15 protein-coding genes and 1 pseudogene are annotated in these 14926 nt (G+C 68.6%); 2 read left to right on the top strand and 14 right to left on the bottom strand.

What is annotated here, in order from left to right:
* Window position 1 precedes the first annotated feature (1 nt).
* Window positions 2-1510 (bottom strand): GAF domain-containing protein, encoded by a 1509-nt coding sequence (locus ACQP00_RS29190; protein WP_433200667.1) that lies wholly within the window; start codon window positions 1508-1510, stop codon window positions 2-4.
* Window positions 1511-1804: 294 nt separating this feature from the next.
* Here ACQP00_RS29190 and ACQP00_RS29185 point away from each other — a divergent pair, with 294 nt between their 5' ends.
* Window positions 1805-3274: a sigma-70 family RNA polymerase sigma factor gene (locus ACQP00_RS29185; RefSeq protein WP_433200664.1), complete on the top strand. Its 1470-nt coding sequence runs from the start codon at window positions 1805-1807 to the stop codon at window positions 3272-3274.
* Window positions 3275-3293: 19 nt separating this feature from the next.
* Here the strand turns inward: ACQP00_RS29185 and ACQP00_RS29180 are convergent, their stop codons facing one another.
* From ACQP00_RS29180 to ACQP00_RS29145, 8 genes and pseudogenes are all read right to left on the bottom strand, one after another.
* Window positions 3294-4142 (bottom strand): WD40 repeat domain-containing protein, encoded by an 849-nt coding sequence (locus ACQP00_RS29180; RefSeq protein ID WP_433200661.1) that lies wholly within the window; start codon window positions 4140-4142, stop codon window positions 3294-3296.
* Between the two features lie 760 nt (window positions 4143-4902).
* Window positions 4903-5067: pseudogene (locus ACQP00_RS29175) on the bottom strand (transposase); the annotation flags it as partial.
* A gap of 178 nt (window positions 5068-5245) precedes the next feature.
* On the bottom strand, window positions 5246-5557 hold the full coding sequence (locus ACQP00_RS29170; RefSeq protein WP_433200658.1) for a hypothetical protein: 312 nt from the start codon (window positions 5555-5557) through the stop codon (window positions 5246-5248).
* Between the two features lie 62 nt (window positions 5558-5619).
* Window positions 5620-6534: an IS3 family transposase gene (locus ACQP00_RS29165; protein WP_433200655.1), complete on the bottom strand. Its 915-nt coding sequence runs from the start codon at window positions 6532-6534 to the stop codon at window positions 5620-5622.
* Window positions 6531-6842: a transposase gene (locus ACQP00_RS29160; protein ID WP_433200652.1), complete on the bottom strand. Its 312-nt coding sequence runs from the start codon at window positions 6840-6842 to the stop codon at window positions 6531-6533. The genes ACQP00_RS29165 and ACQP00_RS29160 overlap by 4 nt, the downstream gene beginning before the upstream one ends.
* Window positions 6843-6868: 26 nt before the next feature.
* On the bottom strand, window positions 6869-7600 hold the full coding sequence (locus ACQP00_RS29155; RefSeq protein WP_433200649.1) for an ISL3 family transposase: 732 nt from the start codon (window positions 7598-7600) through the stop codon (window positions 6869-6871).
* On the bottom strand, window positions 7516-7725 hold the full coding sequence (locus tag ACQP00_RS29150) for a transposase family protein (RefSeq protein WP_433224036.1): 210 nt from the start codon (window positions 7723-7725) through the stop codon (window positions 7516-7518). Before ACQP00_RS29150 ends, ACQP00_RS29155 begins: the two co-directional genes overlap by 85 nt.
* A 474-nt stretch (window positions 7726-8199) precedes the next feature.
* A complete protein-coding gene (locus ACQP00_RS29145) occupies window positions 8200-9852 on the bottom strand; it encodes a hypothetical protein (RefSeq protein WP_433200646.1) in 1653 nt (550 codons plus the stop codon).
* Window positions 9853-10489: 637 nt separating this feature from the next.
* Here ACQP00_RS29145 and ACQP00_RS29140 point away from each other — a divergent pair.
* Window positions 10490-11206, top strand: a complete 717-nt coding sequence (locus ACQP00_RS29140; protein WP_433200643.1) for a tyrosine-type recombinase/integrase — start codon at window positions 10490-10492, stop codon at window positions 11204-11206.
* A 102-nt stretch (window positions 11207-11308) separates the two neighbouring features.
* On the opposite strand, the gene ACQP00_RS29135 is transcribed toward ACQP00_RS29140, so the two are convergent.
* From ACQP00_RS29135 to ACQP00_RS29115, 5 genes are all read right to left on the bottom strand, one after another.
* A complete protein-coding gene (locus tag ACQP00_RS29135) occupies window positions 11309-12334 on the bottom strand; it encodes a hypothetical protein (protein WP_433200640.1) in 1026 nt (341 codons plus the stop codon).
* Complete coding sequence (locus ACQP00_RS29130) at window positions 12331-12819, bottom strand: SigE family RNA polymerase sigma factor (protein WP_433200637.1); 489 nt, start codon at window positions 12817-12819, stop codon at window positions 12331-12333. Before ACQP00_RS29130 ends, ACQP00_RS29135 begins: the two co-directional genes overlap by 4 nt.
* A gap of 127 nt (window positions 12820-12946) precedes the next feature.
* The gene (locus ACQP00_RS29125) at window positions 12947-13219 is read right to left on the bottom strand and encodes a hypothetical protein (protein WP_433200634.1); all 273 of its coding nucleotides are present in this window, start codon (window positions 13217-13219) and stop codon (window positions 12947-12949) included.
* A 5-nt stretch (window positions 13220-13224) separates the two neighbouring features.
* Complete coding sequence (locus tag ACQP00_RS29120) at window positions 13225-13725, bottom strand: hypothetical protein (RefSeq protein ID WP_433200631.1); 501 nt, start codon at window positions 13723-13725, stop codon at window positions 13225-13227.
* Window positions 13726-13830: 105 nt separating this feature from the next.
* The gene (locus tag ACQP00_RS29115) at window positions 13831-14421 is read right to left on the bottom strand and encodes a hypothetical protein (protein ID WP_433200628.1); all 591 of its coding nucleotides are present in this window, start codon (window positions 14419-14421) and stop codon (window positions 13831-13833) included.
* Window positions 14422-14926 lie beyond the last annotated feature (505 nt).

Below are 14926 nucleotides of genomic sequence, written 5' to 3'. Positions count from 1 at the left end.
GCTACGGGTTTGCCGCAGTGCCGCGCGGCCCGACCGGGAGCTCGGCGCACAGTGTGGTGCCCCGGCCGAGCGGGCTGAGCACCTTGAACGTGCCACCGAGGGTCTCGACCCGGTCCTGGAGGCCGAGCAGCCCGGACCCGCCCTCCCGGTAGGCGCCGCCGACGCCGTCGTCGTGCACGGTCAGCGCCAACCGGCACCTGTCGGTCTCGATGCGCGCGTGCACCGTCTTCGCGTGGGCGTGCTTGGCGGCGTTGGTCAGCGCCTCGGAGATGATGTAGTACGCGGCGACCTCCACCGGTTCGGGCAGCCGCCGGTCGATGTGCAGGCGGAGGTCGACCGGCAGCCCGCTGCGCCGGGCCAGGGTGCGGATCGCCGAAGCCAGGCCGCCCTGCGACACGATCGCCGGGTGGATGCCCCGCGACAGCTCCTGCAGCTCGTGCGCGGCCGCGGTCAGCCCGTCGACCACCTTCCCGAGCTGGTGCCCGACGTCGCCGGCCCCGGGCGGGAGCCCGTCCTGCGCGGCCCGCAGTTGCAGGCCGAGCGAGATGAGCCGCTGCTGTACGCCGTCGTGCAGATCGCGCTCCAGGCGTCGGCGGGCGTCGTCGGTGGCGGCCACCATCCTGGCGCGGGAGGCGATGAGCTGGGCGCGGCTCTCCGCGTTGGCGATCGCGGTGGCGACGAGCTCGGTGAAGTCCGCCATGCGGCGCTCCGCGTCGGGCGGCGGCTGCTGCGGGCCGGTGGACACGACGATGGCCACACCCCACACCCGGTCGCCGACCAGGACCGGCACGCCGACCCCGGACCGGGCACCGACGCTGCGGGCGATGGCCGCGTTGGGTCCGGCCGCGTGCGCATAGCTGGTCATCCGCGCGGCCCGGCCGGTGCGGTACACCTTCGCCACGAGGCTGTCGCCATCGACGGGCACATAGTCGATGTCGGTGGGTTCACTGCGCCCGATGACCCTGGCGGCGGTGCCGTCCGGGTCGTAGCGGATGAGCATCACGGGGAAGCCCCGGCCGAGGATCCGGCCGAGCTCCTCGGTGACCGCGTCGAACACGTCGGCCGGATCGGTGCCCCGCGCGACGAGCGTCGCCACCCGCCGCAGCCCGGCCTGCGTCGTGGCCAGCGAGGTGGCCTCCTGCTGGCTGTCACCGTGCGAGCAGACCGCGGCGTGCTCCGCCGCGGCGCGCGGCACCGGGCCGGCCCCGCCGTGTGCGAGGGCGCTGACCGCCGGCGCTCCGGCCAGGAGGATTGCGACCGGCCACAGGTCGAAACCCTGGAAGAAGCCGACCGCAGCGATGCTCGCAAGCGCCGTGACGGCGCCGAGCCGGGCGCCCCACAGCATGGACACGGCCAGGACGCCGGCGAGGTACACCATGCCGGTCAGCTGCTCGAGGGCCCGGCCGGGCAGCGCGAGGAGCACGACCGTCTCCAGCGCGACGATCGCGACAGCCACGGCGACCCGGATCGCCATCGGCGGCGCCGGGCGCGCCGGCAGGCATCTGCGCATGAGCGGCCGTTCCCCTCGCGCGACAATCTCACCTCATTCGAACACCTTCCCGTCGCAACCCGCATCACCCCGGACCGGAGGCCGCCGATCGGAGCACCCGCAGCGTCAGCGGGCCCGGCCGCTGTACTGGGCGAAAAGCGTTATGGCGCGCCGGTCGGCGAGGTCGGCGGACGTGTTTCTTGACAACGTCTCCGGCGGTATGTCGAGATGGATACCCGGCTCCACCGATCGCGACGGCCCCCCGCTCCGCCGGCGCGGTGCCGGCGGAGTCGACCGACGGGCCGGTGATGGTGCTTGGGAACGAAAACGGGTCAGGTCTCGCTGGTCGCCGCGGCGAAGGCCGGCAACAGGCATGCCCTCGACGAGCTTCTCGCGGGGCACCTGCAGCTGGTGTACTCCATCGTGCGGCGGGCCCTCGCCGGGCATCCGGGTGCCGTGGACGACGTGGTGCAGGAGACGATGCTGCGCGCGCTGCGGCAGCTGCCGTCGCTGCGTGACCCGGAGCGTTTCCGCGTCTGGCTGGCGGCGATCGCGGTGCGGCAGGCCGGTACCTATCTGCAGCGGGCCCGGATCGCCGCGGAACGGCGGGCGCCGCTGGACGCGCTCACCGACGCACCCGACGCCGACGACTTCGAGGACCTCACCGTGCTGCGGGTCGAGCTGTCCGGGCAGCGGCGGCAGGTCGGGCAGGCAGTCGGCTGGCTCGACGCCGAGGACCGCGTGCTGTGGTCGCTGTGGTGGCTGGAGATCGGCGAGGAGCTGACCCGGGCCGAGCTGGCCGCCGCGCTCGGTGTCAGTGTCGTGCACGCCGGGGTCCGCGTGCAGCGGATGCGCAACCGGCTCGAACAGGCCCGGCTGCTGGTGGCCGCGCTCGACGCGCGGCCCCGCTGCCCGTGGCTGGACACCGTGGTCGCCGACTGGGACGGCCTGCCGAGCCCGTTGTGGCGCAAGCGGATCGGGCGGCACACCCGCTCGTGCGTCGCCTGCGCGCGGGCCGCCGAGGGGATGGTCGACACCGAGCGGCTGCTGACCGGTTTCGCGCTGCTGCCGGTGCCGGCCGTGCTCACCGGCGCGCTGGTTGCCCACGAGACGCTCCCGGCCGGCCTCGGCTCGACCTCCGCGCCGCTCGCCGGGCCGGCGGTGACCGGCGCGGCGAAGACCGGCTGGCTGGCCGGCGTGCCGGTCGCCAAGCTCGCCGTGGCCGGGTCGCTGGTCGCCGGGATCGCCACCACCGCGGCGCTCTGGCCGCAGCACGCGCCGCCGGCACCGGCCGAGGCGGCCCGGTCGGCACCGCCGTCGGCCTCCGCCCCGTCGCAAACGGCCGCTGCGGTACTGTCCCTGCACGCCGGACCGGTCTCGCTGGAGTCCGACGCCACGCCGGGCCGGTATCTGGGCACCGACGGACAGCAGCTCGGCATCCTCCTCACCGCCGGCGGCCCCGGGTCGCGGCAGCGGGCCACGTTCCAGGCGGTGCCGGGGCTGGCCAACGCGGGCTGCTTCTCACTGCGGTCGAGCGACGGGCAGTACCTGCGGCACTCGAACTGGCGGCTGCGGCTCAGCCGCGACGAGGGCACGGCGCTGTTCCGCGGCGACGCCACCTTCTGCCCGCTGGGCACCGGCGGCGGCGACGTGATGCTGGAGGCGTCGAACTACCGCGGGTACTTCATCCACCGCGAGGGCGACGAGCTGTGGGTGCGCCAGGCGGACGGCACCGCGCAGTTCCGGGCCGACAGCACGTTCCAGGTCCGCCCGGCATTGTCCTGACACGCCTGCTGCAATCGGCCTACGAGCCGGGCAGACTCCAGTGCCGCACGACGCCGTCCGCGCCGGCGGCGATCAGCGTGCCGTCGGTCCCGAACACCACGGCGTGCACGGCCGCGTCCCCGTTGTCGACGGCGTGCAACGGCGCCCGGGTCGCCGGGTCCCATAGCCTGACGGTCCGGTCGAGGCTCCCGCTGGCCAGCAGCGCACCGTTGGGGCTGAACGCCACAGCCGTGACCGACAGGCCGTGCCCCTCCAACGTGTCCGCGGTCGGCAACACCCTCGGTTCGCCGCGGGGCAGCTCGCGCAGGGCGTCCAACGCATCGATGTCCCACAGCCGCACGGTCCGGTCGTGACCGCCGCTGGCCAGCAACCGGCCGTCCGGACGGAAGGCCACGGCGAGCACCGCGCCGACGTGGCCCGGCATCGTGTAGTTGTGCCTGGCGACGTACACGCGGGCGAGGTCGTCGCCGTAGGCGTACTCGAGGTCAGGGCTGAAGGCAATCGCCCGGATGGAGCCGTCGTCTCCGAGCTCGTTCGTCTCGACGTCCACGTTGCGTCGCCAGTCGTCGGTGGTACCCACGCTGTGCTCGATCCCGTAAACCCGGCGCCCATCCGCGCCGGCGGTCAGTATCTGCCGACCATCGGGCCGGAATGCCACGGCGACCACGCCCAGGCCCTGCTGGCCGAACGCGCTACGGCGCCGGCCACTCGGGATGTCCCAGATGAACACGCACTCGCGTCTCAAGGCCTTGGCGGCGCCGCCCGAGACGAGGAACCGGCCGTCCGGGCTGAAGGCGACGGAGCGGACCGGGCCCTCGTGCCCGGTGAGGGTCGCGTGCAGGTAGCCCGTGGCCAGGGTCCGAGCCACACAACACCGTCGTCGATGCGCCGCTTGGGATTGGCTTCGAAGCCGCCGGGTGCGTGGAGGGCGGCGGCGGCAGCGGCCTCGCCGGTGATGAGCCGGCCGTCGGCGTCGCTGAAAACGCCCGAGCTGAGCAGTGCGCCACGGCCAACGATCAGACTGCGGACGGACGCGTCAGGGCCGGCCAGCGCCGCGACGGTGTTGGAGGTGCCTAGATCAACGCCCAGCCGGTACGCACCGTCGCTCAAGGCCCGACCGTAGGCGGTGCCTTGGCATGGCGGATCGGCCCACCGTCCGATCACGGCCGCCCGATTCGGCTGACCGCGATCCTCCGGGATGCCCCACTGCCGTACGACGCCGTCCACGCGGCCCGTCCGAGCGTCGAGTCGCCGTCGTCAACTTTTCGAGCTGGTACGTGCGCTTATGGTCGTACGGTCAACGGTGGGCCTGACCGGCGAGAATGGTGCACGCTCATGTCGCCGTTGGCGTGCGGGACGGCCGGCCAAGGCGCGTCACCGGTGGTGACCGGCTGGGGCTCACCATCGTGCCGATGTTCGGAAGCGTGATCTTGTGCTACTGCTGCCGACGATCCGCTAACTGTCCCTGGTCGAGTCAGAATAGGGTCGAAGCCCGCCAGTCTGATGGCTTACCAGCCGCACAAATCGCTTTTGCGAGTGTCAACGGACATTTAGTGGTCGGGGTGGGCGGACAGCGGGCCGCCGGGTCCGCGGACACGGTTTCTGGCTCCGGCACAGATTGTGTGATGTCAGTCGGCCAGGAGGATGCGCTGGCGGAGGAGGTCGAAGTTGGCGCGGCCGAACATGGCGCGTTTGATGGATTTGATCTTTGTGACGGCGCCTTCGACCTGGCCGGAGCTCCAGGGTTGGGTGAGTCCGTTGGTGACGGCGTCGAGGTCTCTGCGGAGTCCGGCTGTGTAGGCGCGTGCAGGTCGGGCAGGTCGTCGGCTTCGACGTCGGCTAGCCATTGGGGTAGTTGGGCGCCGCGAAGATGACAGAGCATGACGGCGAAACGCTGGACGTGTGCTGTGGCGGCGTGCAGGTGCGGGCAGCGTTGCAGGATGACCCTGAGCGCGTCGCGGTTTGCGGCGGTCACGTTGTCGGGGTGCCGGGCAATCCAGGAGACCACGTGGCGGACCTTCGGCGCCAAGGGTTGATCGCGGCGCGGCCCGAGGCGCGCAACGGTTCGAGGTAGCGGCGCACGGTTCGGTCGGTGCCGTGGTAGCCCAGCTCGCGGATCTCGTGGGTGAGCTGGACGGCGCCGATGCAGCCGTCGTTCCAGCGCTGGTCGAGGTAAGGCTTGAACGGGTCGAGTTTGCTGGACTGATTCCGGGCGGTGAGCAGTTCCTCGACGGTGGTGGCGTTGGCGTAGCGCGCGATGGTATCCGGGTTGAGGTTGAGCATCCGCGCCGCCGTGCCCCGTGCGACACGCTTGCTGAGTTCCCCCCGTTTCGACGGAGCGGTGGTTACCTGCTTCCGGTCGGGGCAGGGCTGAGGTTATCTGGCTCGGCCTGGGCGTGCCAGGCGGCCTCGTACTCGTCGGGGCTGCGGTAGCCGAGTTCGCGTTGGATGCGGCGGGTGTTGTACCAGGTGTCGATGTAGGTGAAGATCGCGTTCTCGGCCTCGTCGCGAGTCCGCCAGCTCGTTCGGTAGACGAGTTCGATCTTCAGAGTGGACCAGAAGTTCTCCATCAGGGCGTTGTCGAACGAGTCACCGACCGAGCCCATCGACGGCCGGATTCCGTTGTCCTGCAAGCGTTGCGAGAAGCGGAAGCTCGTGTAGTTCGACCCGCGGTCGCTGTGATGTATGAGCTGGCCGTCGCGGACGTCGCGGGACCAGATGCCGTACTCGAGAGCGGCGAGAATCAGGTCGGTGTCGCACCGGTCGGAGGTCTTCCAGCCGACGATGCGGCGGGAGAACACGTCGCGGACGGCGGCCAGCCAGAACACGCCCTCGCCGCAGGGGATGCGGGTGGCGTCTGCGACCCACAGCCGGTTCGGGCCAGCCGCGGTGAACTGCCGATTGACCAGGTCCGGTGCCGGCGTGTGCCGCGGGTCCTGCCGGGTTGACCCGCCACGCCAGCCGCGGCGCAGGAACGCCCCGTGCCAGCTCTGCTGCGCCATGAGCCGCTCGACCCGCTTACGGCCGACCCGGATGCCGTCACGGCGCAGTTGCCGATGCACCCGGTCCGCGCCGTAGGTGCAGCCGGAGGCTTCCCAGATCTCGTAGATGTTGGAGAGCAGGCCGAGGTCGACCAGGTCGCGGTCACATGGCTGCTCGGCTGCGCGCACCCACTGGTAGTAGGTTGACTCGGCGATGTTGAGGACCCGTAGCAGGAGCGCGACCGCGAAGCGGCCGGAGTGTTCGTTGATGAACCTCATGACCGTCGCCGGGCCGGGCCGAGCTCCGACGCGAAATAGCTGCTCGCAGCACGCAGGATCTCATTCACCCGGCGCAGCTCAGCGACCTCTTCCCGCAGCCGGCGGTTCTCCTGCGCCATCTCGGTCGTCGGCCGATCGTGTCGTTCACCTGCGTCGGCCTCAGCCTGGCGAATCCAGTTCCGCAACGCCTCGTGATGCACGTTCAGCTGCTCGGCGAGTCGCCGGATGGTCGGCTTCGGGTTCGACTCGCGATACAGACGCACGGCACGCGCACGCAGCTCGTCGGGGTACTTCTTCGGTGCGGCCACAGAACTTCCTCCCCATGATCAGTCGATCACGTTTGAGAAGCTCCGCCAAACCGGGGGGAACTCATGCCGTGCACGAGTTCGTGGACGGCGGCGAAGCGTTCACGGATCCGCTGTGCCGAGACGGTTTCGGAGCGTTCCCTGACGTGAACGCCCCCGCCCACTGCCGCCGGTTCGACGGCCTCGGCCGGTCCTGGGTCGGCCAGGCAGCTGCGGTGCCTGATCACCGTCTTTTCAACGGCTTCGACCAGGTTGTGCCACAGATGCCAGCGATCAGCGACCTGGACAGCTTGCGGCGCGCCCATGCGTGACCCTTCGGCGTAGGCGTCGGCCCGATCACGGCAGATCACCTCGACGCCAGGGTGCCGGCGCAGCCAGGCCGTCAGTGTGTCCGCTTCGCGGTCGGCGAGCACGTCGATCGGCCGGCGGGTCTCCAGATCGACCAGCACGGTGCCGTAGACCCGGCCGCGACGTAACGCGAAGTCATCGACTCCGATCACCCGCGGCGAGCCGACCGGGGGCACCGGGAGCGCCCGAATCAAGCGGATCAGGGTCATCCTCCCTGCACCGACCTGCAGCCGTTCGGCCAGCCGTGATCCAGGCCGACCACCCGCGGCCACCGCGATGTGCTGCAGCACCTGCCGGGCAAGATCACTGTGCCGGCTGTGGCGCGACGTCAGTCCCGGGATCTGCTCGACGAACGTCTGCCGAGCGCAGCCGACCTCGAGGCAGAAGAACCTGCGAACCGAACGAGAATCCAAACCCGCCGCCCCGCCATCGCCGGATCAGCGACGCGCCGCTGGTACCGACTATGAACCCGGCGCCCCGGCACGCCGCAGCCAGGACACGCCGCAACGCCGTCGACCGACTCCGCCTCGACCTGCACCACCCCGGACTTCACGAACACCCGGTCCACACGCACGCCGGTCAGATGCGGCAGGACCAACGGAACGAGATCCACTGCAGACACGGGTCATGATCCAAGCGCCATCACACAATCTGTGCCAGAGCCAGCATGCCGTGTCCGCTGGCATTACCGAAAGGGCGCGGCCATCGCTCGGATCGCGGCCAAGAGCGGATGCCAAGATCGGGAGTCAAAGGCGTCCCGCGCCTCCACATTTCGTGCGGCGCCGGGCAAATCGGCGAGCTCTTCGTCGGAGTACCCACTCGAACCGACTAGGGCCCGTGACTTCGACACATTAGGCAGCCGCACCGTCACATTCACGACCCGGCCGGCACGCGATCCCGCCTGCCTTCGCTAGATCGGCGTATTCCGCCCGCGTAGCGAGTCAAGGGCGAGTCGTTGTGGCGGGTTGGTCGAAGCCCTCGGCTGCCGACGATTGGCGCCTTGCCGTCTCGGTCAGACGTTGAGGCAGACACCGCTGCCCATTGCTGCACTCAAGCCCATCTCACGCACGTCGGCAGGCAATCGAGGCGCGCTACGCCCATCGGTAATATCTGCATTGATGGCGTTGATGCCGAGAGTGTCGAACTGCTCAACGAAGCGATCGAACTGCTTGGCCCTTTCGTCGAAGAAGGAGTAAAGACCGTCTAAGGGGTGGCTACCAGCCGGCTGCTCCACTCCAGCCAGCTGCGACCGAAGCGACCGCAGCATCGCGGCGTAGTCGGCCAGAGCCTGCTTCGACTCCCAGACTGTTCCTTCCACTCCTTGCGTGGACTGGTGGCTGCCGTCATATCCGTGACGGGCCTGGAGGCAAATCCTGGTGGCCTCACCGCCGAAGTCAGTGAAGGATCGGCCGATGGAGACCTTCATCTTCGTGGGGTCAAGGTTGGTCACGGCTTTGGTGGCGAGCGCGAGCCTAGCCTGCATCTCCTCCGGCGCATACTTTACGACGTCGAAGATCCTGGCCACCTTCTCGATGTTGCCCCGGTAAATCTCACCCAGGGCCTTTACGACGCAATTGGTAGCGATGTTCGCCAAGCTACGCGAGGTGGCCAGCCATTTTTCGACCGATTGCTCGTGATAGTCGATAGCAGCCGTGAGGTTGGTGGCAACACAGCCGAGGACTTCGATCCCTTTCAGTATCACCTCGGCTAGGGCCGACAGCTGGGCGACGTCAATTTGATTGTTGATGCTGGGATCACTTGCCTGGTGCACGATCTTGTCCGAAAGCAAATCGCCTGCCGGCGGAACATTCTCGTTCATCCGACGCAACGCCGACGCCTCAAGGCCCTCCGCTTCAGGCAGCAGCATGGTGAGTGCGTAGACTGCCATGTCGTACGCGAAGGTAGCCCACTCCAGATGGCCGGTCAGTTCAGCCGGAAGCTTCGCGTCCTTCGAAATATCGAGAGTGACGATGCCTCCACCATTGATCGCGATCGAGTGCGACAACCACATCATGAGCGCGTTGCGGAAGACCTCAACAATATCGGTTCCCTTGCCCAGCTCGCCCGGATCCACAACGAGTCCGTCGGGCATGCGAACGACGACCGGAAAGGCAAACTTGTTTCGGAGCTTGATTTTCCGCTTCTCGCCTTCGCTCACAACACAGCCGTCGAGCATACCAGACGGCGTGGTCTCGCCGATCACGACGTATTTGTCCATCTTGCCGTCACACGTCAGTTCCTGCGGGATCCCGAGAAGCTTCTTAGCGGTATCAACGACCACCGCATCGAAGGCGTCGGTGAAGCCTTTCCAGAAGACAGTCTTCGGGGGAAATGCGGGAAGCGGAAACCAGAAGCGACCGGTGCCGTTGATCGAGAAACCGACGGTGGCGAACCAGCTGAAATGGGGAGCTTCAGCCGCGACCTCCTTGCCGTCCGCGCCGACTTCCGTCCCGGTGAGGGGGGCCCACAGCTTCGCGTTGTTGTCGTAGACATAGATCTCCAGCGACGCTGGGTCGACATCGGCCGGTATGGTCGCATGGGTCATCTCGATACGGCCCTCTCGGATTGAACCACTGGTCACCGAGACATCAATCATGGAACCTACGACAACCGGACCGCCGGAAACAGTCGGAAACGGCGGCGGCGACTGCGTTCCGAACGACACGACAGTGTCGTTCGCCGCCGAACCCGAAGGTATGTCAAGCCTGACCCCAAGCCGGGCGTCCGAGACTACACCGCCCCGCGTGCCGACACACATGTCGCAGCTTGACCGGCGGAACCCGACCACAACAATCACCGCGGCCACCACGGATAGCAGAACACAGACCCCGCCCACGACGGCGACCGATCGGCGAGACCTTCGCATAGAAAACATCCTGATTGACTACCTACCGGTATCACTGGGCCGAAGGCATGGACCTCGACACCCGAATCGGCATATGTCGCCGACGTTGCGCGGTTCAGGGGTGCATACCGCTCGGCGAGGCGGCGCATCACGTCGACACCGTCTCCGACGATTTCGCTTGGCTTCCGCTCATCGGCCGGTCCGTGCGCGGCTTGGTTGCCCAGCGTTACCTCGCATGGCTTGAAGGCTCCAGGCGCGGGCCGTTGTCTGGTTGCCGACCGGCCCATCCACCGTCGATGTAGGCGGTCGGTCTGCACTTGCTGGCGTACGCGACTCTGCCACTGGAGCCCCTTCGCGGACGTTAGGTGACATGTAGCGCGCCTCGTCGGTGACAACAAACGCGCGTCGCTCAGTCCTCGACCCGCTCACCGCAGTCCGGATCGACATCGAACGGTAGGTGCGCTGGTTGCAGGATGTCCGCTGCTACCAGCCGTCCACCGTCTCCCGCCGCCTGTCGATCGTGACCGGCTTCTATCGCGTGTGCGTCATCGACGGCATCCTGCCGCACTCGCCCGCCGACTACGTCCGCCGGCCCACCGTCCCCGCTGAGTCACCAGCGCTCGGGCTTGGGCATCTGCAGTTCGAGGCCCTGATCACCACCGCCCGGCTCTCGGCCAACCCGAACGGCTTCGCGCTGATTGCGCTGCTCGGCCTGCTCGGGCTACGGATCTTCGAAGCCTGCGGCTCCAATATTGCCGACCTCGGCGAGGAGCACGGCCACCGCGTCCTGCGGGTCCGCGGCAAGGGTTGCAAGGTGGTCTTGGTACCGCTGCCGCCAGCCGTGGCCCGAGCACTCGAACGCGCCGTCGGCGACCGCGTCGACGGGCCGATCCTGCGCAACATGCTCGGTGGTCGCATGGATCGCCACGCCGCGTGCCGGCGGCTCCGGCACCTAGCCGCGGCGGCCGGCGTGCGGATGCCGAGGATGCATCCTCACATGCTGAGACGTACGTTCGTCACGACCATGCTCGACGCCGGGGTCAGCCTCCGCGACGTGCAGATCGCGGCTCGCCACGCGGACCCGCGTACGACGATGCGGTACGACCGAGCCCGCAACAACCTCGACCGCCATCCCAACTACATCCTCGCCGCCTACATGGCCTCCGGAACCTGACCCTGGATCACGACCATGCCGATGTGCGTGCCTCGGCCTATGTCGTGACGAGGACGTGTTTCCGGTGGGGCCACGTGCCCGCCGGGTGGTCGGGCCTGAACCTCAACGTCCACCGATCCAGCTCATGTCCGGCCATGGTCCGAACTCAAACTCCTCGATGATCCGGATCAGGGTGGGCATGACCTGTTCGCCGCCGGGTCCATCGTCGAGGTGGGCGGACACCTCCACGCCGTCGGGCAGCACCAGGAAGAGCTGTCCCATCGCTGGCACCTGCCAGCCGCTCCAGTCGCGGATTCGGACCGGTTCGCTGGTGAACGTGTTCGCCAGGCGCATCTCAGCGCTGGTCCCCATCCTGATGATGAGCTGCCGTCCGCCGGTGCCGCTCACCCTCACATCCTGAACCCAGTCGGTGCCGGCAAATCCGTCTGCCAGCCGCCAGGGCGCGGCAGCAAGGTCGGCCGGCAGCCAGCCGAAGCGCGGGCCGACCCACGTGACTCCCGGATCCGGCAGCACTGAGCGCGCAACCCGGACGGCCAGGTTCTGTTGGGCGTCCGCGTCATCATCGGTGTGTACGGTGATCAACAGCTGCGGCTGGCCAGGCGGCTGCCAGGTCAGGAACGTGCCGATAGTCTGATCGCCAACCTGGACGAGCCGGCCTTGCACTCCATTGACGTCGATAGTTGTCTGAGGACCGTTCGGCCGGTCGGGATCCAGCGATGAGTGCCAGCCGACCATCAACGAGATCCCCTGGCTCATGTCGCCTGTCTGCCAGCCCCGCGAGACCACGGGTGCCTGCGTCCCATCCACGACGACGCCACGCTGCCCCTCGCCGTACCCGCGGGGCAGCCAGGTCGGACCGAAGCGCAGGGGAACCTCCAGCCAGCCGCCGCCGGGACCGGCGTACAGCACCGGGAACCTCGACTCCGGCGGCCGGGTGAGGCGCCACACTCCAGCCGCCGCGACGCCGGTGGCGGCCGCGACCGTACCGGCGCCGGCGAGCCGCAGGACCAGCCGGCGCTGGCGGTGCCGGCGCGCGCGGACGGCCAGCGAAGCACGGATCCGCTCCGGTGGCGGGGCCTCGTCGGCGAGGGCAGCGAAGGCGCTTCGGATGGCATCGGCGTCGATCATTTGTCCTCCAGTACTGGTTGCGTCGCCGCCATCTCACGCAGTTTGGCCAGCGCACGCGACGCCTGACTGCGCACGGTCCCCTCGGTACAGTCCAGCAACGCGGCGATGTCGGCGTCGGACATGTCCTCGTAGAAGCGCAGCGCGATCACGAGGCGCTGACGGACCGGGAGGGCCCGGATCACCTGCAGGATCGCCTCACGCAGCACGATCACGTCGACGTCATCCCGGGCCGGTGCCGGCCATTGCACCCGTTCCCGGCGGAGGGCGGCAGCCACCCGCCGCCGGGCCGACAGCAGCTCATTCACGATCATCTTGCGCAGGTACGCGTCCGGTACGTCCAACTCGCAGATCCGCGCCCACCTCGGCTGCGCCTTGATGAGGACGTCCTGGACGATATCCTCAGCCACGTGCGGATCGCCGGCCAGCACCGTCGCCTGCCGCAGCAGCGCCGGCAACCGCGCCGCCACGTACTCCTCGAATGTCAACTCGCCTCCCTGCTCGCCCCCCTAACACGAAGCTGAGCGCCACCCGTGTTGCATGACAAGGCGGAATCATCGCGGCCTACGGCCTGATGGTCTTGCAGCTGCTGTCGGAGCGCGTCCGGTCGCCGCTTCAGATCTCGGTGAGCTCGGCCAGGCTGCGCAGGAACGCTACGGACTCCGTCGGCAGGAGTTCGTCGTATCGCGCTGTTGGAGGTGGCGGCGGCGTCTCGTGTACGCCGTACTCGGCTGGTGCCTGCTCGACCCGGCGTCGCAGTGCCGTGCGGATCGCGTCGTCGCCGTGCCATCCGCCCACCGTGGTGAGATGGATGTACTCGCTGTACGTCCCGGTGGTGAGTCCGAAGTCCGGCACGCTGGGGTCGAGGCGGCGCAGCAGGGCGGCCACGTCGGTCAGACCGAACTCGTCGCACGCACTGATCGCTTCGCCCCACGATTCCGCCGGCGTTTCGGTGAGGCGGAGCCGAGGCCACTGCTCATGGCCTTGTTGTAAAGGCCCAGCAGGTACGCCAAGCGTCGAACGCCGGCCGGCGGGTGGCTGGTCCTGTCCGCGTGTCCGGCGATCGTCATGAATTCATCGCCCGCCTGGTCCAGAAGGGCCTCCGGGATATCGCGGACCAGGTACTCACCGCGGTCGGCCACCCACGACGGGACCGGGCGCCAGCTGTGCGCGGTGCGCAAGGCCTCTGGACCGTCCGTCGCAGCCGTCCGCGCGATCTCCAGGCCGCGAGATCGTGGCAGGAGCGCGCCACGTGGAATGACACCGGCGATGTTCGCGATTGTCGTCCACTGCGGTTCGCAGTCACCGAAGGCCATGAGGTCGTACCATCGGGTGCCGTCTCGTAGCGCGATCGAGCAGTCCGCGGCGCCGTGCGGCGTTACGTCGACGCGCATGTCCGGATCATCCGGCCAGGACAGCGTCGCGGAGTAGGACCGCAGCGTTACGCGCACAGGTTCAGCCGACCGCTGGCGATTTCGTGCATCGCGGGCCCGGTCCGGCTAAAGCGCGGGCAGACGCTCGTCACCGATCGGGCCACGCCCGTTCTCGAGGAAATACATGTAGCAGCGAAGGTCTCTGGCCAGTTCGGAGTCGAGGTAGCCGAGGTAGTCGGTAAGGCCGGCCCCTTCGTGCTCGTCGGTCGGCAGGCCCTCGCTGCCCCATTCCTTCTGCTTTCGCAGGATCCATTCCCGTAGGCGACCGCGATCGCGCCACCACGCGCGCACCAGGTCAGGAGTCCACTGCGAGTCGCCGTCGCACGCCCACCCGGACCAGGGATCGTCACGCATCCCGGCGAGCACGTCGCGCAGCTCGTCCACAGTGTGTGGCTGCCGGTACAAGAACTCCGCCCCGTAGTCATCGTCGTCGCAGTACAGGATGTGCCTGGGCGCGCTCTGCCGACCGACCAAGCAGCTGTCCGTCATCGCGCCGTAGAAGGGGCCGGGGACGTTGCGCCAGTTCCGCTCCTCCCAGTTGCCGCAGAACACGTACTCGGGGGCCGGCCGCAGCTGCCGCGCCGGCAGGGAACCGAACACTGGAGCGATATGCGGAACGGGGTCCCAGTAGCGCGGACCGTCCGGAGGCTGCTGCATCCGGCCAGGGTACCGGCGCACAACATGCCGCTGTCAGCTCGTTCTGGCAGCCCGTCCTCGCCAACTGCACTCGTATGCGCTCGGTGCGATGCACAGGTTATAGATCAATCTGATAGTTGATCGTCCGGTGCGCAGGACCGGTGTACTCCGTCAGGACGAACCGGCCGCCTTCCCCGAGCGTGTGTACCGTCACGGGGATCGCGCTTTGGTCTTCGAATCTCAGCATGAAGACCGGATCGAGCTCGCCGAGAAACGCGAACCCCTCACGCTCCCCGGCGTCATCGCTGAGCAGGTGCCCCCTCGGCCTCCCAACCGCCGACGGTGGCGGCGATGACAACCGCGACCTCAGCGCCGCCGAGCAAGGTGGATGAGTTTGCCCACCAGTCCAGCCAGCACCGACCCTCGAAGCGATCCACACGCCTATTCTCTCCCACGGTCAAGACCCTGGCTTGGACATGCGCGCGGCGCTTGATCGGGCGCGCACATCCGCCGCCGCGGGCACGCG

It is taken from the genome of Dactylosporangium sp. CS-047395, assembly GCF_050942185.1.
Lineage (GTDB): Bacteria > Actinomycetota > Actinomycetes > Mycobacteriales > Micromonosporaceae > Dactylosporangium.
The sequence above is the reverse complement of the archived record's forward strand: the minus strand, read 5'-3'. Positions and strand labels throughout refer to the sequence as shown.